This is a genomic window from Nocardia sp. NPDC049737 (assembly GCF_040674755.1).
Classification (GTDB): Bacteria; Actinomycetota; Actinomycetes; order Mycobacteriales; family Mycobacteriaceae; genus Nocardia.
On sequence record NZ_JBFANH010000022.1, the window covers coordinates 50400 to 74062 of the forward strand.

At 66.2% G+C, this 23663-nt stretch carries 24 protein-coding genes; 11 read left to right on the top strand and 13 right to left on the bottom strand.

Going from position 1 to position 23663, the window contains the following annotated elements:
* The first annotated feature begins 173 nt into the window (after positions 1-173).
* Positions 174-839 (top strand): class I SAM-dependent methyltransferase, encoded by a 666-nt coding sequence (locus AB0J47_RS27190; RefSeq protein ID WP_364351773.1) that lies wholly within the window; start codon positions 174-176, stop codon positions 837-839.
* On the opposite strand, the gene AB0J47_RS27195 is transcribed toward AB0J47_RS27190, so the two are convergent.
* Genes AB0J47_RS27195 through AB0J47_RS27215 form a run of 5 tightly spaced genes read right to left on the bottom strand, consistent with a single transcriptional unit; the run spans position 836 to position 6113 of the window.
* Positions 836-1465 (bottom strand): TetR/AcrR family transcriptional regulator, encoded by a 630-nt coding sequence (locus AB0J47_RS27195; RefSeq protein ID WP_364351776.1) that lies wholly within the window; start codon positions 1463-1465, stop codon positions 836-838. The genes AB0J47_RS27190 and AB0J47_RS27195 overlap by 4 nt on opposite strands.
* Before the next feature lie 35 nt (positions 1466-1500).
* Entirely contained in the window at positions 1501-3036 is a 1536-nt protein-coding gene (locus AB0J47_RS27200) for an NAD(P)/FAD-dependent oxidoreductase (protein WP_364351779.1), read from the bottom strand.
* On the bottom strand, positions 3033-3890 hold the full coding sequence (locus AB0J47_RS27205; RefSeq protein ID WP_364351782.1) for an SDR family NAD(P)-dependent oxidoreductase: 858 nt from the start codon (positions 3888-3890) through the stop codon (positions 3033-3035). Before AB0J47_RS27205 ends, AB0J47_RS27200 begins: the two co-directional genes overlap by 4 nt.
* Positions 3874-4773: an alpha/beta hydrolase gene (locus AB0J47_RS27210; RefSeq protein WP_364351785.1), complete on the bottom strand. Its 900-nt coding sequence runs from the start codon at positions 4771-4773 to the stop codon at positions 3874-3876. The genes AB0J47_RS27205 and AB0J47_RS27210 overlap by 17 nt, the downstream gene beginning before the upstream one ends.
* Complete coding sequence (locus AB0J47_RS27215; protein WP_364351788.1) at positions 4770-6113, bottom strand: cytochrome P450; 1344 nt, start codon at positions 6111-6113, stop codon at positions 4770-4772. Before AB0J47_RS27215 ends, AB0J47_RS27210 begins: the two co-directional genes overlap by 4 nt.
* Positions 6114-6238: 125 nt before the next feature.
* On the opposite strand from AB0J47_RS27215, the gene AB0J47_RS27220 reads away from it, so the two are divergent.
* The gene (locus AB0J47_RS27220; RefSeq protein ID WP_364351791.1) at positions 6239-7822 is read left to right on the top strand and encodes a carboxylesterase family protein; all 1584 of its coding nucleotides are present in this window, start codon (positions 6239-6241) and stop codon (positions 7820-7822) included.
* Between the two features lie 26 nt (positions 7823-7848).
* On the opposite strand, the gene lexA is transcribed toward AB0J47_RS27220, so the two are convergent.
* On the bottom strand, positions 7849-8502 hold the full coding sequence (lexA, locus tag AB0J47_RS27225; RefSeq protein ID WP_364352059.1) for a transcriptional repressor LexA: 654 nt from the start codon (positions 8500-8502) through the stop codon (positions 7849-7851).
* 284 nt (positions 8503-8786) lie between these two features.
* Between lexA and AB0J47_RS27230 the strand changes: the two genes are divergently transcribed.
* From AB0J47_RS27230 to nrdR, 3 genes are all read left to right on the top strand, one after another.
* Positions 8787-9227 carry a hypothetical protein gene (locus tag AB0J47_RS27230; protein WP_364351794.1) on the top strand — a complete coding sequence of 147 codons (441 nt, stop codon included), beginning with the start codon at positions 8787-8789 and terminating at the stop codon, positions 9225-9227.
* Between the two features lie 152 nt (positions 9228-9379).
* Positions 9380-10633 (top strand): hypothetical protein, encoded by a 1254-nt coding sequence (locus AB0J47_RS27235; RefSeq protein ID WP_364351797.1) that lies wholly within the window; start codon positions 9380-9382, stop codon positions 10631-10633.
* Positions 10634-10808: 175 nt separating this feature from the next.
* Positions 10809-11285, top strand: a complete 477-nt coding sequence (nrdR, locus tag AB0J47_RS27240; protein WP_063038396.1) for a transcriptional regulator NrdR — start codon at positions 10809-10811, stop codon at positions 11283-11285.
* An 8-nt stretch (positions 11286-11293) separates the two neighbouring features.
* Here nrdR and AB0J47_RS27245 read toward each other — a convergent pair whose 3' ends face one another.
* Positions 11294-11515, bottom strand: a complete 222-nt coding sequence (locus AB0J47_RS27245; protein WP_364351801.1) for a hypothetical protein — start codon at positions 11513-11515, stop codon at positions 11294-11296.
* Between the two features lie 241 nt (positions 11516-11756).
* The gene (hrpA, locus tag AB0J47_RS27250) at positions 11757-16025 is read right to left on the bottom strand and encodes an ATP-dependent RNA helicase HrpA (protein ID WP_364351804.1); all 4269 of its coding nucleotides are present in this window, start codon (positions 16023-16025) and stop codon (positions 11757-11759) included.
* Positions 16026-16142: 117 nt separating this feature from the next.
* Between hrpA and AB0J47_RS27255 the strand changes: the two genes are divergently transcribed.
* A complete protein-coding gene (locus tag AB0J47_RS27255; RefSeq protein WP_364351807.1) occupies positions 16143-16493 on the top strand; it encodes a hypothetical protein in 351 nt (116 codons plus the stop codon).
* Positions 16494-16557: 64 nt separating this feature from the next.
* Here AB0J47_RS27255 and AB0J47_RS27260 read toward each other — a convergent pair whose 3' ends face one another.
* A complete protein-coding gene (locus tag AB0J47_RS27260) occupies positions 16558-17409 on the bottom strand; it encodes a patatin-like phospholipase family protein (RefSeq protein ID WP_364351810.1) in 852 nt (283 codons plus the stop codon).
* Between the two features lie 87 nt (positions 17410-17496).
* Here AB0J47_RS27260 and AB0J47_RS27265 point away from each other — a divergent pair, with 87 nt between their 5' ends.
* Both AB0J47_RS27265 and AB0J47_RS27270 read left to right on the top strand, forming a co-directional pair.
* Positions 17497-18153, top strand: a complete 657-nt coding sequence (locus tag AB0J47_RS27265) for a Pr6Pr family membrane protein (RefSeq protein WP_364351813.1) — start codon at positions 17497-17499, stop codon at positions 18151-18153.
* A 1-nt stretch (position 18154) separates the two neighbouring features.
* Positions 18155-19378: an aminotransferase class III-fold pyridoxal phosphate-dependent enzyme gene (locus AB0J47_RS27270; protein WP_364351816.1), complete on the top strand. Its 1224-nt coding sequence runs from the start codon at positions 18155-18157 to the stop codon at positions 19376-19378.
* Between the two features lie 212 nt (positions 19379-19590).
* Here the strand turns inward: AB0J47_RS27270 and AB0J47_RS27275 are convergent, their stop codons facing one another.
* Complete coding sequence (locus tag AB0J47_RS27275) at positions 19591-20202, bottom strand: malonic semialdehyde reductase (protein ID WP_364351819.1); 612 nt, start codon at positions 20200-20202, stop codon at positions 19591-19593.
* 36 nt (positions 20203-20238) lie between these two features.
* Positions 20239-20658 (bottom strand): nuclear transport factor 2 family protein, encoded by a 420-nt coding sequence (locus AB0J47_RS27280; RefSeq protein ID WP_040692670.1) that lies wholly within the window; start codon positions 20656-20658, stop codon positions 20239-20241.
* Between the two features lie 160 nt (positions 20659-20818).
* Between AB0J47_RS27280 and AB0J47_RS27285 the strand changes: the two genes are divergently transcribed.
* Positions 20819-21601: an SDR family NAD(P)-dependent oxidoreductase gene (locus AB0J47_RS27285; RefSeq protein ID WP_364351823.1), complete on the top strand. Its 783-nt coding sequence runs from the start codon at positions 20819-20821 to the stop codon at positions 21599-21601.
* Between the two features lie 12 nt (positions 21602-21613).
* On the top strand, positions 21614-22117 hold the full coding sequence (locus AB0J47_RS27290; protein WP_364351826.1) for a biotin/lipoyl-containing protein: 504 nt from the start codon (positions 21614-21616) through the stop codon (positions 22115-22117).
* A 9-nt stretch (positions 22118-22126) separates the two neighbouring features.
* Here the strand turns inward: AB0J47_RS27290 and AB0J47_RS27295 are convergent, their stop codons facing one another.
* The gene (locus tag AB0J47_RS27295; RefSeq protein ID WP_364351829.1) at positions 22127-22516 is read right to left on the bottom strand and encodes a lipocalin-like domain-containing protein; all 390 of its coding nucleotides are present in this window, start codon (positions 22514-22516) and stop codon (positions 22127-22129) included.
* Positions 22517-22545: 29 nt separating this feature from the next.
* The gene (locus AB0J47_RS27300) at positions 22546-23040 is read right to left on the bottom strand and encodes a luciferase family protein (protein WP_364351832.1); all 495 of its coding nucleotides are present in this window, start codon (positions 23038-23040) and stop codon (positions 22546-22548) included.
* 192 nt (positions 23041-23232) lie between these two features.
* Between AB0J47_RS27300 and AB0J47_RS27305 the strand changes: the two genes are divergently transcribed.
* Positions 23233-23553, top strand: a complete 321-nt coding sequence (locus AB0J47_RS27305) for a helix-turn-helix domain-containing protein (protein ID WP_327100202.1) — start codon at positions 23233-23235, stop codon at positions 23551-23553.
* The last annotated feature ends 110 nt before the right edge of the window (positions 23554-23663 follow it).

Consider the following 23663-nt stretch of genomic DNA (forward strand, 5'->3'; position numbering starts at 1 on the left):
TAGCTCATGTGCCACCGCCCGGTTCGCGTCCGGATCTCTATGGCGAGGTGGCTCGGCAGTTCGACCAGCACCGCGGAGCATGTCCGTCGACGGTGATCGAGTCCTGGAAGCTCTTGGCGCGTCGATGAGTATCGGCCTAGCCTGTACTCCCACCGCGCGAAGAGGAGACGACCGTGCCCGACGTCCGGGAAGTGTGGCAGAGCCGAGTCTGGGGGAATCTCGGGGCTCCGGTATACGACTTCGTGCTCGACCATCCGCAGGTGGCCCGGCCTGCGGGACAGGTGATGTGGGGCTGTGATACCCGCCGAATGTATGCGGCGATGGATGTCGTGAATCAGCTGGCGGAGGGTTCGGCGGTGCTGGATCTGCCGGTCGGCGGCGGCGTGACGCTGCGTCGACTCGAGTCCGGTCGCAAGCTCCGCTATGTGGCCGCGGACATTTCCGATGATCAATTGGCGGCGGCGCGCCGCGCGGCCGAGCGCGCCGGGCTGTCCGATATCGACTATGTGCGCGCGGATGTGGTCGACCTGTCCTTCGGCACCGGCGAATTCGATCTGGTAGTGAGTTTCGCGGGCCTGCACTGTATGCCGGATCCAGCCGCCGCGGTCGCCTCGCTCGCCCGGGTGCTCGCGCCGGGTGGACGGCTGGTCGGCAGTTGTGTGGTGCGCGGGGTCCGGCCGCGTTTCGACTTGCACATGCGCGTGATGCGGGCAATGGGCGTATTCGGTCCGTCCGGTACCGCGGCCGAGCTGTCGGGCTGGATCGCCGCGGCGGGTCTGCGCGAGGTCGAGCTGGTGTGCAATGGCGCGCTCGCACAGTTCACGGCCGTGAAGGACTAGCCTCGCGGCTCGTAGCGCGGGCCGACCAGGGCGATGGCCGTATCAACCGCGACGTCGACGATGTCACGGATATCCTTGCCCTCTTCGACCGTGGAGGCGATGAGCTCGCGGAAACCGCCGTAGAGGATGGTCGCCATCTGACGGGTCGGTGGATGTAGTCCGGGAGCTTCGAACCCCGGTGTGGCGGTGAGGCTTTGAATCAGATTGATAAAGGCCTCGCCGACGTCGTGGTGGAGCTGCTGAGCCGCCTCGCCGAGCGCGGGGATGTCCCGAATCCAGGCCAGAGTGATCGTCGGATCCTGATTGGATACGTCGATCCAGGCCTCGATGGCCTGCCGGACCTGGGTGCGCCAGGGTGTGGCCGGATCGACGGCATCGTAGATTTGCTGGATGGTCTCATTGTTGCGCTCGGCCAGCAGCGCGATGAAGCAGTCCTGCTTGCTGTCGAAATGTTCGTAGAAGGTACGGCGGGAGGTGCGCGCATGGCGGACCACATCGGCCACGGTTGTTTCGCGATAACCTCGATCGCGCACGGCCTCGGCCATCGCGTCGAGGAGGCGACGCCGGAATGCGGATTCCGGCGTGCTCTCCGCGGCGATGCTGGCGGCGGGCTCGGCACGGGTCACGAGAATCAGGTTAGTGCGCCCCGCCGCCACGGCGATCATGACCTCACATGTATCGGAATATGGCCGGGTGCGGTGGCCCGGCTCGCGAACCGAATGGTGCCGTCCTCGATCCGCCCGTGGCGCAGTGCGAGCACATCATGCGCGTAGTTCATCCCCAATCGCCAGGGCCGTCGCGATCCGGCTCGCGGAAAGTGGTCGATGGAACGCTGGACGTAGCCGGATTGGAAATTCAGCAGGGGCTCCGTGGCGATACTCGGATCCGGCCACGGCGTGCACTGGTCATAGCCGTTGTCGTCCATATGCCGCAGCAATCGGCACACGAATTCGCCCACCAGATCGGCCTTCAACGTCCAGGACGCATTGGTGTAGCCGACGGTGAAGGCGAAGTTGGGGACGCCGCTCAGCATCATTCCCTTATAGGCCATGGTGTCCGGCAGTGGGATGGCCCGGCCGTCGACGCTGAATTCGATCCCGCCGAAGGCGAGCAATTGCAGACCGGTGGCCGTCACCACGATATCGGCGGGGAGGTCGGCGCCCGAGGCCAGACGCAGGCCGTCGGCGGTGAACTTCTCGACGCGGTCGGTGACCACGGCGGCTCGCCCGGCCCGGATCGCCTGGAACAGATCTCCGTCCGGCACCAGGCAGAGCCGTTGGTCCCACGGGTTGTAGGTCGGTTTGAAGTGGACGTCCACCTCGTATCCGGTCGGCAATTGCGCGGCCGTCTGCTTGCGGATGAAGTTGCGCATCATGCGGGGACGGCGCTGGCTGAGTTGGTAGATGAGCGTGCCGATCAGCACGTTCTTCCAGCGGGTGATCGTATAGGCCCGGCGGGGTCCGAGCCGTTCGCGCAGGCGGATCGCCACCGCGTCTTCAGTGGGCACGGACATGATGTAGGTAGGGGAGCGCTGCAGCATGGTCACCTGCGCCGCCGTCTCGGCCATGGCCGGAACCAGGGTCACCGCGGTGGCCCCGCTGCCGATCACCACGACCCGCTTACCCGCATAGTCCAGGTCGGTGGGCCACTGCTGCGGATGCACGAGTTGGCCACGGAAATCCTCGATTCCGGCGAATTCGGGGGTATAGCCGTGGTCGTAGCGGTAGTAGCCGCTGCACACATAAAGGAAGCCGCAGGTGAATGTCGAGGTGGTGCCCTCGTGTTCGGCGGTCACCGTCCACTGTGCTGCTTCGGTCGACCAGGATGCGCCGATAACCTCGTGCCCGAACCGGATTCGACGATCGATACCGGCTTCGGCCGCGGTGTCACGGATGTAGTCGAGGATGGACGTCCCGTCGGCGATGGCCGCGGCCTGTGTCCACGGGCGGAAACGGTAGCCGAGGGTGTGCATATCGGAATCCGAACGCACCCCCGGATAGCGGAACAGATCCCAGGTGCCGCCGATTGTCGTGCGCGCCTCCAGAATTGCGTAGGTACGCTTCGGGAAGGCCGTCTGGAGGTGGTGCGCCGCGCCGATGCCGGACAGGCCGGCGCCGACGATCAGCACATCGAAATGCTCGGGTCCACCTGTCTCCCGGCCACCACCCATCATCGAATCGCTGCGCGATGCTCTCATGCTGTCACCTCCGCCTTCGCGCGTGCCCGCAGACGCCGCTCCAGCACCGCGAATATGTCGTAGTAGTGCGTTGGTGCAACGCGTGCGAGTGCGTCGAAAACGTAGGCATCCGGCCCGACCAGAATCCGCGACTTCCCGCGTTCGACTCCGCGACAGATGATTTCGGCCGCCTTGTCCGGTGAGGTCAAGGTCATCGCCTCGAACTCAGCCGCTATCTGCTCGCGCGAACGGCCGCGTCCCTCGGGATCCTTGCGCACCCGGGCATTGCGCGCGATGTTGGTGGTGATACCACCCGGATGCACATTCACCGCCGACACTCCCGTGCCGCGAAGTTCCTGGCGCAGTGAATCGGTGAAGCCGCGCACGGCGAATTTCGCCGCGCAGTAAGCACTTTGATTGGGCATTCCGAGCAGCCCGAATACGCTAGAGGTATTCACGATGACACCCTGGTTCTGTTCGACCAGAATGGGCAGGAACGCGCGAGTGCCATTGACCACGCCGTCGAAGTTGATCTGCCGCAGCCATTCATCGTCTTCGGGAACCGCGTCGAGCACCGACGAGCCCACCGCCACGCCGGCATTGTTGAATACCGCCGCCAATGGCTCGGTCAGCCAATCCTCGACCTCGGCGGCGAAGGCGAGTTGGTCGGCGGCATCGCGCACATCGAGAACGCGGACGAGCATCGGACCGGTCAGCGTGGCGGCCGTCTGCTTCAAGCCGACCTCGTCGATATCGGCAATGGCCACGGGTGACCCGCGGCGCGAAAGCAATTGGGCGAGACTGCGGCCGATGCCGGAGGCGGCGCCGGTGATCATGGCGGGACGGCCGGACAGCGGCCTAGCGGTGCGGGGCATCGGTGCTCCTGGCGGTGCGGATGTGGGTGTCGATGAGATCGGTGAGCGTCGGCCGGACGCCGACGGGCAGGTCGTGGCCCATGCCCGGCAGGGTGTGCAGGCGCGCACCTGCGATGGCGCTTGCCGTGACGGTGCCGCCGGTGGGATGCACCATGAGGTCGCGGTCACCGTGCAGGATCAGCGTCGGGGCGACGACGGTGCTGAGTTCCGTGGTGCGGTCACCGGATTTGAGGATGCCGGCGAGCTGACGGCCGACGCCCGGTGCCGGATGGGGATCGCGGTCCCAGGTCGTCGCCGCGGCGGCGCGCACCGCCTGTTCGTCGAACGGATAGCCGTGCGAGCCGATGTGGCGGAACATGCGCACCGAGCGTTCGATGTGTTCGGTGCGTGTGCGAGCAGGTCGGCCGAACATCAACCGCCATGTCGACAGGGCCGGTCGCCCGACCCGTGCCGCACCGGTGGTCGACATGATCGAGGTCAGCGAGGCGACTCGGGCCGGATAGCGGGCGGCCACGGTCTGCGCGATCATCCCGCCGAGCGACATTCCGACCACATGCGCGCAGCTCAGTTCCAGCGCGTCGAGTAGCCCCACGGTGTCGGCGGCCATATCCGAAAGATCGTATTGCGCTGTGTGCCAACGCTTTCGCAAGAAATTGAGCGGACTCGGAGGTGGGAAGCCGAAGTGTGTCGACGCGCCGACATCGCGATTGTCGAAGCGGATGACATCGTAGCCGCGGGCGACGAGGAGTTCACAGAGACCATCGGGCCAGTCGTGCAGTTGCTGACCCAGTCCGGCGACGAGTAGCACCGGAGTCCCGCCATCACCGAGGCGTTCGTAGGCGAGGGTGACGCCGTGGCCCACGTCGGCGAATTGCTGGGTCATGCCGTCACCTGTTCGGCTTTGGCCACGGTCGTGCTGGGCCGGGGCGCGCGGCGATACACCACGGCGCGGCCCTTCTTGGCGGGCACCAGCGCGACACCGCGGAAGTGCGTTCGCTCATCGGCCGCGTCGGTCGGCTCGAGCGTGAAATCCCTTAGCAGCGTGCGCAATACGACATTCATCTCCATGGTGGCGAAGGCCGCACCGATGCAGCGCCGGGCGCCGCCGCCGAACGGAATCCAGCTGAAGGTGCCGGGCCGGACATCGACGAAACGATCCGGATCGAAGGCGCGGGCATTCGGGAACAGCTCCTCGTTGTCGTGCATGAGCCGAATGCTGACCAGCACGTTCTGCCCCTCGGGCAGGGTCCACCGACCCAATTGCATCGACTCCGCGCGGACCTTGCGGAACGTCGAGTCGATGACCGGACGTACCCGTTGCACCTCCAGCAGGGTGGCCTCGCGCAGTGCCGAACCGCCTTCGTCGACCTCGTCGACCAAGCGCCGCAACACTTCCGGATGCCTGCGCAACCGCTCAATGGTCCATGACAGTGTGGTCGCCGTGGTCTCGTGGCCAGCGGTGAGCAGAGTTAGCAGTTCGTCGGCGATCTCGCCGCGGGTCATCGCGGTGCCGTCGTCATAGCGAGCTTGCAGCATCATTGCCAGCACATCGTCGCGGTCGGCAAGCCGCTCGTCGGCGGCGGCGCGGTCGATAAGCCTGCCGACGATCTCGTCGTAGTCGCGGCGGTATGCGGCGAAGCGGGCCCACGGACCATACTGCCCCAAGAACTTTCGCGGCACCGGCAGTGCCGCGAGCGCCGAACCGACCAGCACCAGTCTGGGCAGCAGCTCGCGCAGTTCGTCGAATTCCTTACCTTCGGCGCCGAATACGGCGCGCAGGATCACGTTCATGGTGATCCGCATCATCGAATCCATCGTCGCGAACTCCCGGCCCTGCGGCCAGGTGGCCAGCTCGCGCACCGCCTCTTCCTCGATCAGCGTCTCGTACACCGCGAGGCGACGACCGTGGAACGGCGGAGTGAGCAATTTGCGCTGCTTACGGTGTTCGGCGCCGCGCAGCGAAAAAAGTGAGCCGGGGCCGAGGAACTGCCCGAGATTGAGATCGACATTATCGACCACGTCGGAGCTCGCGGTGAACAGCGCCTTCACCTCGGCCGGTTCGGATAGCACCACGATCCGCCCGAAGCGGGGTAGGTAGGCCGTGAACGCCGAGCCGTACCGCTGATGCAATCTGCGCCACGCGCGGGTGCGGCCCGCCAGCACTTCGATGGCCTGTACGAAGGCCGGAGTCGTCGGCCCGTCGGGCAATTTCACCGTGGTCATGCGGCACCTCCCAGCGCGGTACATCTACGTACCATCTGCACGGTACGCTCACGTACCGGGGTGTGGCAAGGGTCACTTTCGGGATTGCCGCCCGCTTCCGCGGTGCGTGTGGCTAGCGTGAGCGCGTGCGCAAGCATCGTTGGGGCTGGTTCGCCATCCTGGCGTCGGTCATCGTGCTGATCGGCGTCGCCGGACCCGCTCCCGCCCAGCCGGCCGCCGCCGATCTCGTCACCGTCGAGACCGGTCAGTTGCGCGGCATCGTGGCCGCGCAGCATCGACTGTTCGAGGGCGTTCCCTACGCCGCCCCGCCGGTCGGCGAATTGCGCTGGCGGCCACCGGCTCCAGCCGCACCGTGGCCCGGTATTCGAGATGCCGCGGTGACCGGGCCGAGCTGCCCGCAGGACAACGACTTTTACGGGATAGTCGGTGCGAACCCGACGAAATCGGAAGACTGTCTTTATCTGAATGTTTCGACCCCGCGCAACCTGCCCGCCGACGGTGGGGGGCTCCCGGTGCTGGTCTGGATCCACGGCGGCAGTTTCGTTACCGGCTCCGGCGACGTTTACGGCGCCGAGCCGCTGATCGCGCACGGTGACGGTGACCTGATCGTGGTCACGATCAACTACCGGCTCGGCACCCTCGGCTACCTCGCCGCCTCGGCGCTGGACGACGGTTCCGGGCCCGGCAATTACGGCTACCTGGATCAGCAGGCCGCATTGCGCTGGGTGCGGCGCAATATCGCGGCATTCGGTGGTGATCCGGAACGCGTGACGCTGGCCGGCGAGTCGGCCGGCGCGACATCGGTATGCACTCAGATGGTCGCGCCGAGCTCGCGTGGGCTGTTCCGGGCAGCGATCATGGAGAGCGGGCCGTGCAGCCCCGGTGTGCCGGCCGCGACGGCACTGGCAGATGGTGACGCATACGCGGCACGTCTCGGATGCACCGGGCCCGGTACCGCGGCGTGCCTGCGCGCGCTGCCGGTCGATACGTTGGTGGCTGATTCCATCACCCCAACTGTGTACGGGGGCCAGTTCCTACCGTCCGCGCCACAGGTGGCCGTGCGCAACGGCGGCTTCGCCGATGTGCCCACGCTGGTCGGTGCGAACAACGACGAGATGTCGCTGTGGGTTTACATGAAATACGGTGTGCCCCTTGGCAGGCCGCTGACCGCCGCCGGATACCGCGACGCACTGGCCGCCGCCATGCCCGACCTCACGCAGGAGCAACTCGACCGCGTCGAACAGACCTATCCGGCCGCCGACTACCCGGAGCCCGCACTCGCACTGTCACGTGCCTGGACTGATCGCATCCTCACCATGCTGGTTGTCGAATACGAAGGGCTCGGCCCGCGAACCCCCACCTATACCTATTCCTTCGACGACCCGGCGCCGCTCGGCCCACCGAATATCTTCCCGCTGGGCGCGTACCATGCCAGCGAACTGGCATCGCTGTGGAGCCTGCGCGACCTCGGCTGGCTATACGGCGCCGTCCAGACACCGGACCAGCAGCGCCTCGCCGCCGAAATGCGAAGGTACTGGACCCGATTCGCCATTGATGCCCGCCCGGATCCGGCCGGTCTCGAACCGATGCCGGCCTACGACCCGGCTGCGCCGCTCGTCATGTCCTTCCGGCCCAGCGGAAATCGGCTCATCGACTCCTACGCCGCCGACCATCGGGCCGATTTCTGGACGCCCATGCTGCCGCACTGAACTGGGTCGGATCGTGCTGAACCGGGTCAGATCTTGCGGATGACCGTGACGACCTTGCCGAGGATCTGCGCGTCATTACCCGGAATCGGTTCGAACAGCGGATTGTGGGGCATGAGCCAGACATCCTTACCGGTGCGCTTGAACGTCTTCACCGTCGCCTCGCCCTCGATCATCGCGGCCACGATATCGCCGTTGTCGGCGACATTCTGCTGGCGCACGACCACCCAGTCGCCATCGCAGATCGCGGCGTCGACCATCGATTCACCGACGACCTTGAGCAGGAACAGCGAGCCGTCACCGACCAGTTCCCGCGGCAGCGGGAAGACATCCTCCACCGCCTGCTCGGCCAGGATCGGGCCACCGGCGGCGATTCGACCCAGCACGGGCACGAAGGTCGGGACGGGCCGCCCGGTCTCGACATCCTCGTTGGTCGACAGGCTGGTCACCGCGCGCACCGCCTCGTCGAGACCGCGAACGTCAACGGCGCGTGGGCGATTCGGGTCGCGGCGCAGATAGCCCTTGCGTTCGAGGGTCCGCAGCTGATGGGCGACCGACGAGGTGGAGGTGAGTCCGACCGCATCGCCGATCTCGCGGATGCTCGGCGGGTAGCCGCGCTCGCTCACCGAGGTGCGGATGACCTCCAGGACTCTGCGCTGACGCACGGTGAGATCCGCCCCGATACCGGACGGGTCGTTGCCGACCCCGCTCTCGTCGCCCGTGTCGTCTGTGTGGCTCACCGCAACCGCCCTTCTGTGTCCATTGATTTCGTTTAACGAATCTAGTCCGGTCGCGCCGATGTATCAAACATCTGTTCGAGGCATGTCGGCGTTTTCTGCTGACTTTGTCGGCGCAGCGTGGTAGAAATCGAACACAAGTTCTTCGAACATTTGATCGAACAGCTACTCCCATCGTCTCGCGACATACCTGAGCACTCCACTAACACCCCTTCACGGAGGTTTGTCCGATGAGCACAGCGATCAGCGCCCTGAGCACCGACCTCGAGGACGAGGCCGACGTCGATCTCGGCTTCGAATCCGTTCCGCGCGTACAGCGCCCGCATCGCGGTGGCGTTCGCGCCCTCGAGGCCGCGCGCGCCGCGACGGATCGGCGGCCGCGCGACAGTCGGCCCGGCGGTGCTGTGGTGCGCTACGGCCGCGGTCCCATTCGAACGCCCGCGCTACGTCAGGCGCAGGCGCCGCATCCGATGGCGCTGGTCGAACAGGCGCAGGTCGGCTTCGCGGTGCTCGCTGTGGCCGCGCTGTTGAGCGCGTTGGTGGTGACGGCTTTGATCGGCATGGCGCATTGGCGCGCAGGAACTTTCGGCGGCGAGACCCCGACAACGGTGCCCGCCGTGGTCGAGCAGCAGTCGGTTCCGGATGGTGTAGGAGTGGGTTTGCCGCGGTAGCTCGTCAAAAGCCGGTGTGGCGGATCGCGACCGGCCGAGCCGCCGCGAAGCGTGGCCGAAATTGTCGATTACAAAGTAGAACATGTTGCTACTGTGCCTGAAAACGTGACCTAGGCAACTCTTGCCGACGAACGATTTCGGGACACCACGCAATGACGCATCGCTCCACCGCTGCCCACGCCGTCCGTCTACTCGCCCGGATCGCCGGGCTGCTGGCCTGTCTTATCTTCGGGCTCACCATGATTCCGGCCGCACAGGCGGCATCCGCATACGAGGCGTACCTGGACCTACCCGCGCTCAACGGGGACGGTGCCGGTGGAGGTGGACTGAATCCCGCACTGCCTCTGGACGAATCGACCTTGCGTGCGGCGCTCGACGAGGCCAGGACCGACGGGGTCGCTCCGAGCCGCTATGCCACACTGCTGCAGCAGTATTGGCTGGTGGTCTCTACCCACAATGCCGATATCGACCTCGCGGCCTGGGATCCGGCGCTCGGTGTGCGTGCCAACCAGCGCACCTTCAGCCAGGTGTACGTCAACTACTTCCGACTGGCGAGTCAGCATCAGGAGTACTGGTGGGCGGGTCTGGCCGGAATCGCGGGCGGCTCCTTCGCCTCGGGCTTCTTCGATCTCAGCGATGTCGGCCTGGTGCTCGACGTGCCCGGTGTCCATCAGCTCGGCAGTGCGGTCGCCGACCTGTTGCGGAACACCCCACCGGAATTGGTAGCCAAGGTGCCCGCCGATATCCGGCTGCTCGCCACCGAGGGTTCGCGGCTGAGCGCCGAGGATGTCGCCTGGTACCAGACCCGGCTGATGATCATGCAGAAGCACATCTTCACCGATCTGGTCCCGATGCACGAGGCCTACGCCGCGCAGGGGATGGCCGGAATCGACGAAATGTACGCGGCCGGGGTGATCGATGCCGATATCCGCACCGCCTGGCGATCGATCGATTCGCATACCCGCGACGGATATGTGGACGCACTCATCCGCATGACCGATCGTGAGCAGAACCGCGTCATCGCCGACCAGTGGGACCTCACCTCGGCGGGCCGCGGCTCGATGGGGCGGGTAATGACCTACGTGAGTACGGTGGCCGGTAAGCCCGCCGTCCCCGGCGTTCGCGCACCCGGTGTTTTCGCACCCGCCACAGTCAGTGCGGATATTGCGGGCCGCACCGTCTCGCTGCGCACCCCACTGCCGGACTTCAACTGGGCCGACCGCGATACCCGCTGGACCTACATCACCGGCGATCTGGTGCCGCGGCATATCGATATGGAGAGCAATCGGCCGTTCGCCGAGGTGGTGCTCGGTGAATCCTTCTGGAACAAGCTCGCGCACGGCCGGATGATCGCGCGCATTCCGGATCTGATCGCCGATCTGGCGACGCAATGGCAACTCGACTGAGCGTCGGTCGACGGGGTAGTTGGGACGTATGAGACGGTTGGTGACCCCTCCCGGGTATCCTGGACCCGATATGGACGTATCGGTCTAGACCCCTGTACACGTGCTCGCCGGATCGGGACTGGCGAACCGGAGCCGATTCGGACGCGGGCGCGCGCATCGACGAAGGATCTCTCGGATGCATTGCCCCTACTGCCGACACCCCGACTCACGGGTCGTCGACTCGCGTGAGGCCGAGGAAGGCGCGGCCATCCGCCGCCGGCGTTCCTGCCCGCAGTGTGGGAGACGATTCACCACCGTAGAGACCGCGATCCTATCCGTGGTCAAGCGCAGCGGCGTCACCGAACCATTCAGTCGGGAAAAGGTGATCCGCGGTGTGCGCCGCGCCTGCCAGGGCCGCGAGGTGGCCGAGGACGCGCTGAACCTGCTGGCTCAGCAGGTGGAGGACGCGGTGCGTGCCAAGGGTTCCCCCGAGGTGCCCAGCCATGAGGTCGGTCTGGCCATCCTCGGCCCGCTGCGCGATCTGGACGAGGTGGCCTACCTACGTTTCGCCTCGGTCTACCGCTCTTTCACCTCCGCCGACGATTTCGAACGCGAAATCGCCGACCTGCGCAAGCACCGCGAGGAAGCGACCGTCGCCGCCTCCGCCGACTGATCCGGCGGTCAGAGGCAAATCCCCGGCGGGCATGAGCAGCCGAAGCTGCCCATCGCCTGCCCGGGACAGATGCTGACCGAACCGGTATCGAGCAGCCGAACCAGCTGTCGCAACACATCGGTATCGGCGCGCACCGGCGCGGGCTGTATCGGTGTGTCTGCCGAAGCGGTCGCCATCGGGGCGAGTGCGACGGCACAAGCGGTGAGGATCGGCGCGAGGAATTTCCGCATGGGTGAACACCTCTTTCGAGAATTCGCGTCGGACTGCCGAACCGACGCGCGGTACGGGACTGCCAGCGGCCGCAATACGCTCGCGTGCCACCATGTCTGGCGACTGTATCGCCGCACCTGAGGCCGGTCGCGCCCCCAGAACTACCGTTGCGAGCTCGGCCAGCACCTCCAACTGCCCGCCCCTTACTCGGGCGCGAGGGGGCTCGGATCGGGCACGGTGGCAGCCGCCGCGGTGGCAGTGTCAGCGGCGGATGGCGGCGATGGCCTTTTCGATGCGCTTGGTGGAGACCGGGTAGGGGGTACCCAGTTTCTGGGCGAAGAGGCTGACACGGAATTCCTCGATCATCCACCAGATTTCGGTGACATCGTGGCCGTGCTTGCGGGCTTCGGGCAGGGCATTGACAAGGCGGTCGTAGGCGGCGAGGGCGCGGTCGATTTCGACCATGCCCTGTCGGTCGCGGACCGCGGAGCCGGGTAGCGACTCCAGGCGGATGCACGCGGCTTCCAGGTAGCGGGGGAGTTCGAGCAGGCGAGCGCTGCCCCACTCCGAGATGAAACCGGCGAAGATCAGGTCGTCGAGTTGGTGGCGGACATCATCGGCGATATCGCGTTCGGAAGTATCGGCGAGTGCGGACGAAACCTGGTGCGCCCCAGCCAATACCGGCACCACCAGGCGCACGATGCGGGCCACGGCGGAGACGAACTCGGGACGGATCTTCGCGACCAAGGCGTCGAACTGCTTCGGACTGCGCACCGGCCCACCGGCGGCGGCGATCAGTTCGTCCGCGGCGGCGGCACGGCAGTCCTCGATGAGCGCGTCGAGCGAACCGTACGGATTCTGGCTCAGCGCAAGCCGATCCCGCGGTGGCAGGCTCGCGGTGACGGTGCGGACCGAGGTGGGAATTGCGCTCAGCACCAGTGCGCGCGTGCCCGCCCGCATGGCGGCGGCCTGCTCGGCGGGGGAGCTCAGCACGCGCACCGCGACACCCTCGCCCTCGGGGACCAGCGCCGGGTAACCGGTGACCGTCTGTCCGGCCACCTCGCTGCGCACAGTCGGCTCGACCGTTCCCAGCGATTCCGAGGTCCACACGGTGGCGGGCGCACGTTCCGCACCTGCGGTCGCACGGGCCACCGAGGCCGAAACCTGCTCGGACAGTCGCGTTTTCAACTGCGCGAGGTTCTTCCCGCGCGCCAGCACCTGGCCGCGGGCATCGATTGCGGCGAAGGTCATGCGCAGATGGTCCGGTAGCGCGGCGGGGTCGAGGTCGCTCGGTGCGATGGCGACTGACCCGAGCCGCGACAGTTCCCTGGCCAGGCCGATGCGCAGGGGTTCGGCGCGCGCAGTGAGCGCGGTGAGTGCGGCGGCGGCGAAGTCCGGTGCGGGAACGACGGTGCGGCGCAGGGCCTTCGGCAGCGTCTTGATCAGCGTGGTGACCAACTCTACGCGCATACCGGGCACCAGCCAGTCGAAACCGACGGCGCGCACATGCGCCAACTGCTCGACCGGGATCCGCACGGTGACGCCGTCATCGTCATTGCCCGGCTCGAATTGGTAGGTGAGTGGGAAGCTCAACTCGCCCTGACGCCAGGCGTCCGGGAAATCGGTCGGGTCGAGCGTCGCCGCAGCTTCATTGACCACGGTATCGGTCGAGAAGTCCAGCAGCGCGGGATCTTTGCGCTTCGCGGTGCGCCACCAACTGTCGAAGTGGCGCACCGAAACGATATCGGCCGGGATGCGCTTGTCGTAGAACTCGAACAGCACCTCATCGTCGACGAGAATGTCGCGGCGACGGGCGCGATGCTCCAAATCGGCGACATCGTCGAGCAGTTCGCGATTGCGGTGGAAGAACTCGTGGCGGGTCTGCCACTCACCCTGTACGAGGGCATGCCGGATGAACAGCTCACGCGACAGTTCCGGATCGATTCGGCCGTAATCGACCGCGCGGCTGACCACCAGCGGTACGCCGTACAGCGTGACCCGCTCGTACGCGCGCGCCGCGCCGCGCTTGGAGGACCAATGCGGTTCGGAGTAGGTGCGTTTCACCAGATCTCCGGCCAGGCGCTCGGCCCATTCCGGCTCCACCCGGGCAGCCATCCGGCCCCAGAGTCGGGAGGTTTCGACCAGTTCGGCCGCCATCACCCAGCGGGGCGGCTTCTTCGCCAGCGATGATCCGGGGAAGATCATGAATTTGGCATTGCGCGCACCGAGGAATTCGCGGCTCTCGGCTTCGCGGACGCCGATGTGGGAGAGCATCCCCGCAAGAAGTGCCTGGTGGATGGCGGTCGAATCCCATGGGGTGCCATCGGTTTCGGGCGTGGTTGCCGGTGATGCGGCAGCATGTCCGCGTCGCGTCGCGCGCGCGTTATCGCCCGCGCGGCCGCCACCGCGACGCCTCCCTCCAGCTGATTCAGTGCCTGATGAGTCCATGTCGCGTGTCGCGCGCTGTCCACCGCTCGAATCTGCGCCGTTCGACCGAGCCGGGGCCGAACTATCTCGTCCGCCGGAAGGTCCACGGCGCGAGCTGGTTTCGTCCCGATCCGAGCCATCGCCGTGTGCTGACCAGCCGAGCCCGCGCGTGATTGTCCGCAACTGCCCGTGCAGATCCTGCCACTCCCGGATCCGCAGATAGTGCAGGAACTCGTCACGGCACATGCGCCGGAACTGATTGGACGACAGCGACTTGCGCTGTTCGGTCAGATACTCCCACAACCGCAGGTAGGCCAGGAAATCCGAGCCCTCGACCACGAATCGGGCATGTTTGGTGTCCGCGGCCTGCTGATGATCCGCGGGACGCTCGCGCACATCCTGGATGGACAGTGCCGCGACGATGATCAGCACATCCGCGAGCACGCCGTTGCGGTGCGCCTGCACCAGCATGCGCGCCATCCGCGGATCCACCGGTATCTGCGCCATTTCGCGCCCCGTGGGGGTGAGCGTCAGCGTCGCATCGGACACCGTTTCCGCTTGGATCGGTTCGGCCGCGGTGCCTTCGGTGGCCTGGTCCGAGGATGTAGTCGAATCAGCCGCCCGCCGAGCGGGTTTCGCGGTCACGCGCGGTGCGAGCGCCCCCAATTCCTCCAGCAGCGCGATACCGTCGCGAATGGCCCTGCGGTCGGGCGCCTCCACGAAGGGGAACTTCTCGATTTCGCCGAGTCCGAGCGCGGTCATCTGCAGGATGACGGCGGCCAGATTGGTCCGCAGGATCTCCGGTTCGGTGAAGGCGGGCCGGGATTCGAAGTCTTGCTCGGAGTACAGGCGGATGCAGATGCCATCGGCGACGCGGCCGCAGCGTCCCGCGCGCTGACGGGCCGAGGCCTGCGAGACCTCTTCGATGGGCAGGCGCTGCACCTTGGTGCGCATCGAATAGCGGGAGATACGGGCGGTGCCGGGATCAATGACGTAACGGATGCCGGGGACGGTCAGCGAGGTCTCGGCGACATTGGTGGCCAGCACGACTCGTCGCCCCGGATGCGGGGCGAAGACGCGATGCTGTTCGGCCGTGGACAGGCGCGCGTAGAGCGGCAGGATCTCGGTGCGCGGAATCTGTAAGTCGCGCAGCGCATCCGCGGCATCGCGGATCTCGCGTTCGCCGGATAGGAAGACCAGCACGTCACCGTCGCCCTCGGCGAAGAGCTCGCGCACCGCCTCACCGATGGCGTCCACCGGGTCGCGGTCCACGATCCGGGTGTCCTCGTCGTCGTCATCGGTGGCGACGGGTAGCTCCAGCGATAGCGGCCGGTACCGGATTTCGACCGGATAGGAACGGCCGGACACTTCGACAATCGGTGCGGGAGTGCCTGATTCGTCGGCGAAGTGGCTGGCGAACAATTCCGGATCGATGGTCGCGGAGGTGATGATCACCTTGAGATCCGGTCGACGCGGCAGCAATTGCTTCAGGTAGCCGAGCAGGAAGTCGATATTGAGGCTGCGTTCGTGCGCCTCGTCGATGATGATGGTGTCGTAGCGGCGCAGCAGCCGGTCGCGCTGGATTTCGGCGAGCAGAATGCCGTCGGTCATCAACTTGACCAGGGTGCGATCCGAGGCCTGATCGGTGAAACGCACGGTGTAGCCGACTACATCGCCCAGTTCGGTGCCCAACTCCTCGGCGATGCGCTCGGCGACGGTGCGCGCGGCCAGCCGGCGCGGCTGGGTGTGCCCGATGGTGCCGCGGATGCCACGGCCGAGTTCCAGGCAGATCTTCGGAATCTGGGTGGTCTTACCCGAACCGGTCTCACCGGCGACGATGACGACCTGGTTGTCCAGGATCGCCTTGGCGATATCGTCGCGGCGGGCGGAGACGGGTAGCTGCTCCGGATAGCGGATTTCGGGTACCGCGGCGCGGCGGGCCTCGACGCGCTGCTCGGCCGCCGCGATCTCGGCCGTGATGCCGGTGAGATCGCCGCCGCGAGCCCGGTCCAGGTTGCGGCGCAACCGGTGTTCATCGCGGAGGGTTACGGCGGCCAGGCGGGTCCGAAGCTCGCGGAGATTCACGTCGGCTGTCCTGGTCATTGCGTTCACCAGGGTAGCGAAACCGGCGCGTCGAATCCGACTCGGGCGTGGACATCCGGTGAGCACACCGGTGGTGCGGCCGCCGACAGTGTGCTGACGTGCGGCCATCGAAGCGATGTGCTCAGCGTCATAGTGCTACTGATCGGGACGGTCCGCGACCCGCGTGACCGGTGCTGGCGGGTGATCCGCGGCGCCGCCGCGCGCTACCTGCTGATCACCGGCGTCGTCTACGCCGTCCTGCTCGCCGAGGCCGACGTCGTGCTCACAGACCGCTTGATCAACGCCGTCGCGCTCCGCATCCTGCCGATTGTCATGGTCCTGGATCGGAGCCTGATTCCGGTGCCCCTCGGCATCACCCGCACATTGATCGTCGGATGGCTCATCCGGCGTCTTCGCCCTGTTAACCGCGGCCCGCGCCGCTCTCGGCGCACTGGTCGACCGGCGATGCGAGCCAACCCCGCCGCCTGAACGCCAGCGGAGTTGTGGAGTCGAGTAGATCGGCCGTTGACCTCCGAAGTCGGCTGCAATCAGATCAGTGGACTGCGCGACCGGCTGGAGTAGACCAGATCCCCTGCAGTCGTGCGGCTTCCACGTCCGCTTGCGCGAATCCGGCTCGGAAGGACGGTATCCAGTGTTCGCGGTCGTGTAGGTCGGCCCCGAAGGCGTTGATCGTTCGCTTGTCAGGGCTGATCAGCAACGACGTCGCCGGTCGCAGTTCAGCGTCGAGGTCGGCTGTCGGAAACAGGTGTGCCAGTGGATGAATGGTGAGGACAACCTCCGCTCCGCGCGCTAGATCCGCGTTCACCGCGGAGTACATGCCACCGTCCATGAAGCGCCGGTCGCCGATGGTCATCGGCGAGTAGACGCCGGGCATGGCGCGGCTCGCGACGACGGCATCGGGCAGCGGCGCGCGGCCGTGCTTGTCGAAGATCGTGCGCTCGCCGGAGGCCGCATCGACAGTGACCACCAGCAGCCGGTCGGGCCAGTCCGATGTGCCGATCAGCCTCCGCATCCGATCGACGTGCACCGATTCGTGCTCGGCGCGCATTGCGAGGGCAATCTGCCCGACGCGTCGACGGCGCTCGCTCGGCTCGAGGTTTTCATCGCCGAGTACGGCGAAGACTTCGCCGATCAGGCGTGGGTCGGGTTGCGGCAGTTGGATGTCGGTAGCGGTGGGGCGGGTGGGTTCGGCGAGTCCGGCCGGATTCCGGCCGGAGGCGAGCACCGCGCCGACAATCGCGCCCGCGGATGTTCCGATGATCAGGTCGGCGGCAGCGAGATCGATACCGTACTCACGCAATCCGGCGGCCAGACCGGCCATCCATGCGGTGCCGACCACGCCTCCCGCCCCCAGTACCAACGCGCGGCTCGGAAACTGTTCCACCGCATCGACATTACTGCCACAGCGATGGTGCGGATGGTCTGCGGCAGAGACCGGTCCCGCAACGTAAGCGTGTGCGACAATCGCAGCGTGCGCGCCGTCGCGGTTTCTCCTTGGTGGATACGGTGGCTTCGGCTCGCGTTCGCGGTGCTCGGTCTGGTGGCACTGATCGTCGGACAGTTGCGATCAGCCTCGATCGAGGCCGGTGATCTGATCTTGTTCACCCACCAGGCGAATGTCCTCGGTGTACTCGTGCTGCTGGTCGGGGCGCTGTTCGATCCGCGTGATAGACGCTGGCAGTTGGTACGCGGTGCGGTGACGCTGTATCTGCTCGTCACCGGCATCGTGTACGCGGTGCTGCTGGCGCACATCTCCGTGCGAGATGAACCGGGGTGGGCGGATGACGTGCTGCAGCGCATCATGCCTATCGTGATGATTGTGGACTGGGTGCTGGCGCCGGTCGCGCTGGGGATTTCCGGGCGGCTGATCGCGGGCTGGCTGGTCTACCCGCTCGGCTACGGCGCGTACACCCTCATCCGTGGGCCGATCGTCGACTGGTATCCGTACCCGTTTCTCGATCCACGGCATCAGGGCTATGTGTCGATGACGATGGACCTGGTGGTCCTGGTCATCGGATTCGCGCTGCTCGCCGTCGCGGTGGCCGCGCTCGGTGCGCCTTGCGGCCGTCGGCGCGGTGCGGACCAGCCGGGGAGCGAAGTGACGTGGTTGTCGAGTAGAGGTGGTTGATATGGGTGCGCTATGGCACGGGTTCGCCGATATGGGTGCCGTGGAACGCGACGGCGCGTTCGTCGTGGCGCGCGGTGAGGGTGCCTACATCTACGACCAGGCGGGTACCAGGTATCTGGACGCGACGGCCGGGCTGTGGTTCACCAATGTCGGGCACGGACGCGCCGAGATCGCCGATGCGGTCGCGGCACAGCTGCGCACAGTCGCGCACTATTCGAACTTCGGTGATTTCGCCGAGCCCGCCACCCAGGAGTTGGCGGAGAAGTTGGCGAGCATCGCACCGGTGCCGGGCAGCAAGATCTTCTTCACCTCCGGCGGCTCGGATTCGGTGGATACCGCGGCCAAGCTCGCCCGCCGCTACTGGCACGAGCTCGGGCAGCCGGATAAGACCATCGTGGTCGGAAGGCAGCGCGCGTATCACGGAATGCATGTCGCGGGAACGGCTTTGGCGGGGATTCCGGTCAACCGCGAGGGCTATGGCGAGCTGATGGCCGATGCCCGCACCGTCGGATGGGACGATGCGAAGGCGCTGCTCGCGCTCATCGAGGAGATCGGCGCGGAGCGTGTCGCCGCCTTCTTCTGCGAACCCATAATCGGCGCGGGCGGAATCTACTTGCCGCCGGACGGTTACCTCACCGAGGTGCGCCGCATCTGCCGCGACCACGACATCCTCTTCGTCGTCGACGAGGTCGTCACCGGTTTCGGGCGCATCGGCGGATCCTGGTTCGCCGCAAGCCGTTTCGAGCTCGAACCCGACCTCATGACCACCGCCAAGGGACTCACCTCCGGCTATATCCCCATGGGTGCGGTCTTCATCGCCCCGCATATCGCCGACCCCTTCTTCCGCGGCGGCGTCTGGTGGCGCCACGGCTACACCTACGGCGGCCACGCCGGCGCCGCCGCCGCAGCGCTCGCCAACCTCGCCATCATCGAACGTGAAAACCTCCTCACCGAAGCGAAGCGCCTGGAATCCACCCTCCACGAAAAGCTCGCGCCCCTCGCGGATCACCCCCGCGTCGCCGAGGTCCGCAGCGGCCTCGGCGCTGTGGCCGCGATCCAACTGGCCGATCCCGCCGAAGGTCTCCCGCTGGTCAAAACGCTACGAGCCCACGGTATTTCGGGACGTGCAGCAGGTCAGGGCGCGATGCAGATCTCCCCGTCCTTCGTCATGACCGACGCCCAAGTCGACGAACTCGTCGAGGGCTTCACCCGTGCCCTGGGATGAGCCGGTACGCGCCCGGGCTGCCGATCTGCCGAGCGCATACCTGTACCAATTCGGACAGGTCGTCACCATACTGGTGTTATCAGTCTCTCGGCCTATGCCGCGAACAACGCATGGCGATCGCCTGACCAGCTAGGCGATCGCACTGGTGGGGTACGTTCCCGACCTGGTGTCGCCGACGAGTGGCACACCGGCCACTCGTCGGCGGGGATCGTCTAGACGGTGGTCACGACCTCGTCGTAGGTGAGGCGGGGGGAGCGGGGGAACCAGGCGTCGGTGCCCGGGATGCCGACGTTGACGACGACCAGCGCGCTGTGGGTGCCGTCGGGGAAGAAGTCGTTGTCGAGACCCTCGGCATCGAAACCGTTCATGGGACCTGCGGCGAGACCGGCCGCGCGGATGCCGAGGATGAAGTAACCGGTTTGGATGAGGGCGTTGAAGCGGGCCGATTCGGCGCGGTAGCCGGGGTCGGCGAAGTAGTCCTTGGCTTCGGGGGCGTGCGGGAAGACCTTCGGCAGGTTTTCGTGGAAGTTCAAGTCGGCGGCCAGGATTGCGGTCAGGGGTGCGGCCGCGGTCTTGGGCTTGTTGTTGTCGATCATGTGGGTGACCAGGCGGGCCCGTGCCTCCGGGCTGCGAACCAGGACGATGCGCAGCGGCTGCTGATTCATCGATGTCGGGGCGTATTTGATCAGTTCGTAGATATCGCGGATCTGGTCGTCGGTGACCGGTGCGTCGGTGAAGGTGTTCGCGGTGCGCGCCTCCCGGAACAACAGGTCCTGGGCTTCGGCGGCAAGGGGCAATAGGGTTTCTGGCTGCACGGTGTTCACGTGGTACTCCTCGAAATATGGTCGGGGACAGCGGAATCAGTCATGGGCGACGCGCCGGGACCGGGTCAGCAGATTGCCCTCCACCCGGACGAGCACGTCGTGTACGACGCAGCTCGGCGCGATTTCGGGTTTGCTGTTCGGCCGGATCTTGACCACGAGGCAGTAGGCGGTGGAGACGATGGTTCCGTCGTCCTGTGGCTGCAGGTTGATCATGTTGAACCAGTGCCTGCGCTGCATCGGATCGGCCTCGAAACGCTTGTGGAATTCGACCAGGTCCGAGACGATGCCCGCCCTGGTCCGGGCCGGTGGCCGACCCGGTGTGTGTTCGAATTCCGCGTCCTCGGTGAAGGTTTCGGCGTAACCCGGGATGTCGCGGTTGTCCAGCCGCTGCATCTGGTCGGCATAGAACTGCTGGACCTCGGCGTACAACTCGGTGCGGCTGGCGACGGTGGTCATGGTGGCTCCTTGGTTGCGGCGGGGCGCGGCTGCACGCAACGGTCGCCGATGCCGCTAGAGACTGGCTCGAGCCGCGCGCGGGTTGACCGGGGCTATAGGACCCGCGACGAGTCTGGAGGTCGAAAAGCCCGGCGAGTACGGAAAGACCGATGGAGGAGTCATGGCGGAAAGTCAGCGCGTCGCGCTGGTCACCGGAGCGACCAGCGGTATGGGCCTGGAGATCACCAAAAGCCTGGCGGCCCAGGGAATCGCGGTGTTCATCTGCGCTCGCGATCAGCAGAAGTTGACCGATGCGGTCAAGAGCCTGCAGGACGACGGTCACGAGGTCGACGGCACGGTCTGCGATGTCGTCGATGCCGTGCAGATCCGTGAATACGTCGACGCGGGGGTGCGGCGCTACGGCCCGATCGACATCCTGGTCAACAATGCGGGCCGTAGCGGCGGCGGCGTCACCGCGGAAGTCACCGACGAGCTGTGGTTCGACGTGATCAATACCAACCTCAACAGCGTCTTCCTGATGACCAAGGCAGCGCTGACCGCGGGCGGCATGCTCGAGCGCGGCAGCGGCCGCATCGTGAATATCGCCTCCACCGGCGGCAAACAGGGTGTCGTACACGGTGCGCCGTATTCGGCCTCCAAACACGGCGTGGTCGGCTTCACCAAGGCGCTCGGACTGGAACTGGCCAAGACCGGGATCACGGTGAATGCGGTCTGCCCGGGTTTCGTGGAGACCCCGATGGCCGAACGGGTTCGGGAGGTCTACTCCGGTCTGTGGGGTGTGGATACCGACGAGGTGCACGCCCGGGTGAGCGCACGTGTGCCGATCGGACGCTACGTGCAGCCGTTCGAGGTGGCGGCGATGGTCGACTATCTGATCGGCCCCGGCGCGGGCGCGGTCACCGCGCAGGCGCTGAATGTCTGTGGTGGACTTGGCAATTACTGAGAGGCCTGAGCAATGACCGCAGTGGAGGAGAACACATCGGGTGCGCTCGACGGCGCAACCGGGCACGACGAGTATCTGCGGATCCTCGAGGCGATCCAGACGGGTGCGCTGCAACTGCTCGCGGGTTTCCCGCAGCAGCCGAGCGCGCTGCGTGTCCAGGTGGGTGAGGTGACGATCGAGGCCGAATGGCAGGTCTCGGCGGCGCAGCTCGTCGTGGCCCCCGAAGTGGCAGGGGGAGCGGTGGAAACTCCGGCCGCACCCGATAAGCCGGCACTCGGTGCGGTCTTCCGCGCACCGAGTGTCGGGGTGTTCTATCGCAGCCAGGAACCGGGCGCGGACCCCTTCGTGGAGGTGGGCGACCGGGTGACGGCCGGACAGCAGATCGCCATCGTGGAGGCGATGAAGTTGATGATCCCGGTCACCGCTCAGGCCGGCGGTGTGATCACCGAGATACTCAAGGAAGACAACGAACCGGTCCAATTCGATGAGCCCTTATTCTCGTATTCGACTGAATAACAGGCGATTTCAGGACGGCGGGCAGGAGCGGCGCCAGGTCAGCACCCGGCGCTGCATCCGCCCGTCGACCCGTGCGGCTCCGATGAGCGTGAGGATGTCGCCGTTCAGCGACATCTGGCGCACCTGTTCGGTGTCGGCCCAGGCGGGGTTTGAGCACACGGTGATCGCGTGCACTATCTCCGTGTCGCGCCTGCGCCAGGTTCCCGCATAACCCATGAAGGGCGGTGTGTCCGTCGCTGCGTCGGTGCGCATCATGCTCACCGACATATAGCCGTGCGCGCCGTAGATCAGCAGGCCGCGCGGTGCCTCACCCAGTGGCCCGGTGCTGGTCGCATCGTGTTCGTCGATATCGAAGTAGGACAGCAATTCCCAGGTTCCGACGAGATCGGTGGCGTTCATGACTCCCACGATGGCGGCTGCCGCTCTAATCACGCTGTAGCCGCCCCACGCGCGAAACCGTGGCTGATCCGCACCAGCCGCCAGACCACCTCGAGTTCGTCGAGATCGCGTGGCCCGTAGACCATTACCAGCGTCTGCGGCAGAAAATGCTGCCGCGCCATGGGATGCAATTCCGCCCACCCCTGCGTGATCGCCTCGGCCGCAATATCTTTCGGCAGGCACATGTGCAGGCTGCCGTCGTCGTATCCGTGCAGATGGGCGAATTCGGTGCCGACCAGATACGCCTCGCCCGGTCCCTTGGCGATCGTCGGGCGCAGATGCAGCGCCCGGGTGTCGGGCAGCGAGACGCCGCTGCGGCCGAGCAGCACGCCGTTCAGTGTGGTCATCCGCGACCACAGGGTTTCCTGCAGATCCGGTGGCGCCAGCTGGTTGAGCTGCTGATGTGGATTGTGTGCCCGGGTGCGCGGCCGGTCGCCGGAGCGGCGCGGCAGATCGATGCGTCCGTCCACGGATGTCGTTGTCATGACTGTGTTCCCTTCGGTTTTCGTTCGCGGTGGTACTCGCTCACGACCCCTGGCTTCACAGTACTTTCCAAAGTATAGTACTTACCAAGTGGAAAGTGAGGGCCAATGAGGCAGGCAACGCGTAGCGATTCGATGAGGGGTGGTCGGGCGGGGGGTGGGCCGGCCACCGTCGATCCGTGTCCGATCACCCCGGTGATCGACCTGGTTTTCGGCCGTTGGTCCACCCAGGTGCTCTGGGTGCTGACCCATGACGGCCGCCTGCGCTTCACCGAACTCGAGCAGCGCATCCCTGGCCTCACCCCCAAGGTGCTGACCCAGCGCCTGCGCCAGCTGGAACGCGACGGACTGGTGTCCCGTACCTACCACGCCGAGGTGCCACCCCGCGTCGAGTACGAAGCAACCCCGCTCGCGGTCACCCTGACCCCGGTCTTCGCGAGCATCGTCGACTGGTCGAGCGCACATCTCAGCGAAGTACTCGCCGCCCGCGCCGCGTACGACGCGGCCGAATCCTGACCCGATCCGGCTGGGCGGCAAACTGATTCGTCATCGAGATGCAATGGCTATCGCGCGGATTCACCGCTAACGTCATGGGGTTCCGTCGGATGACGACCAAGGAGGCGCAT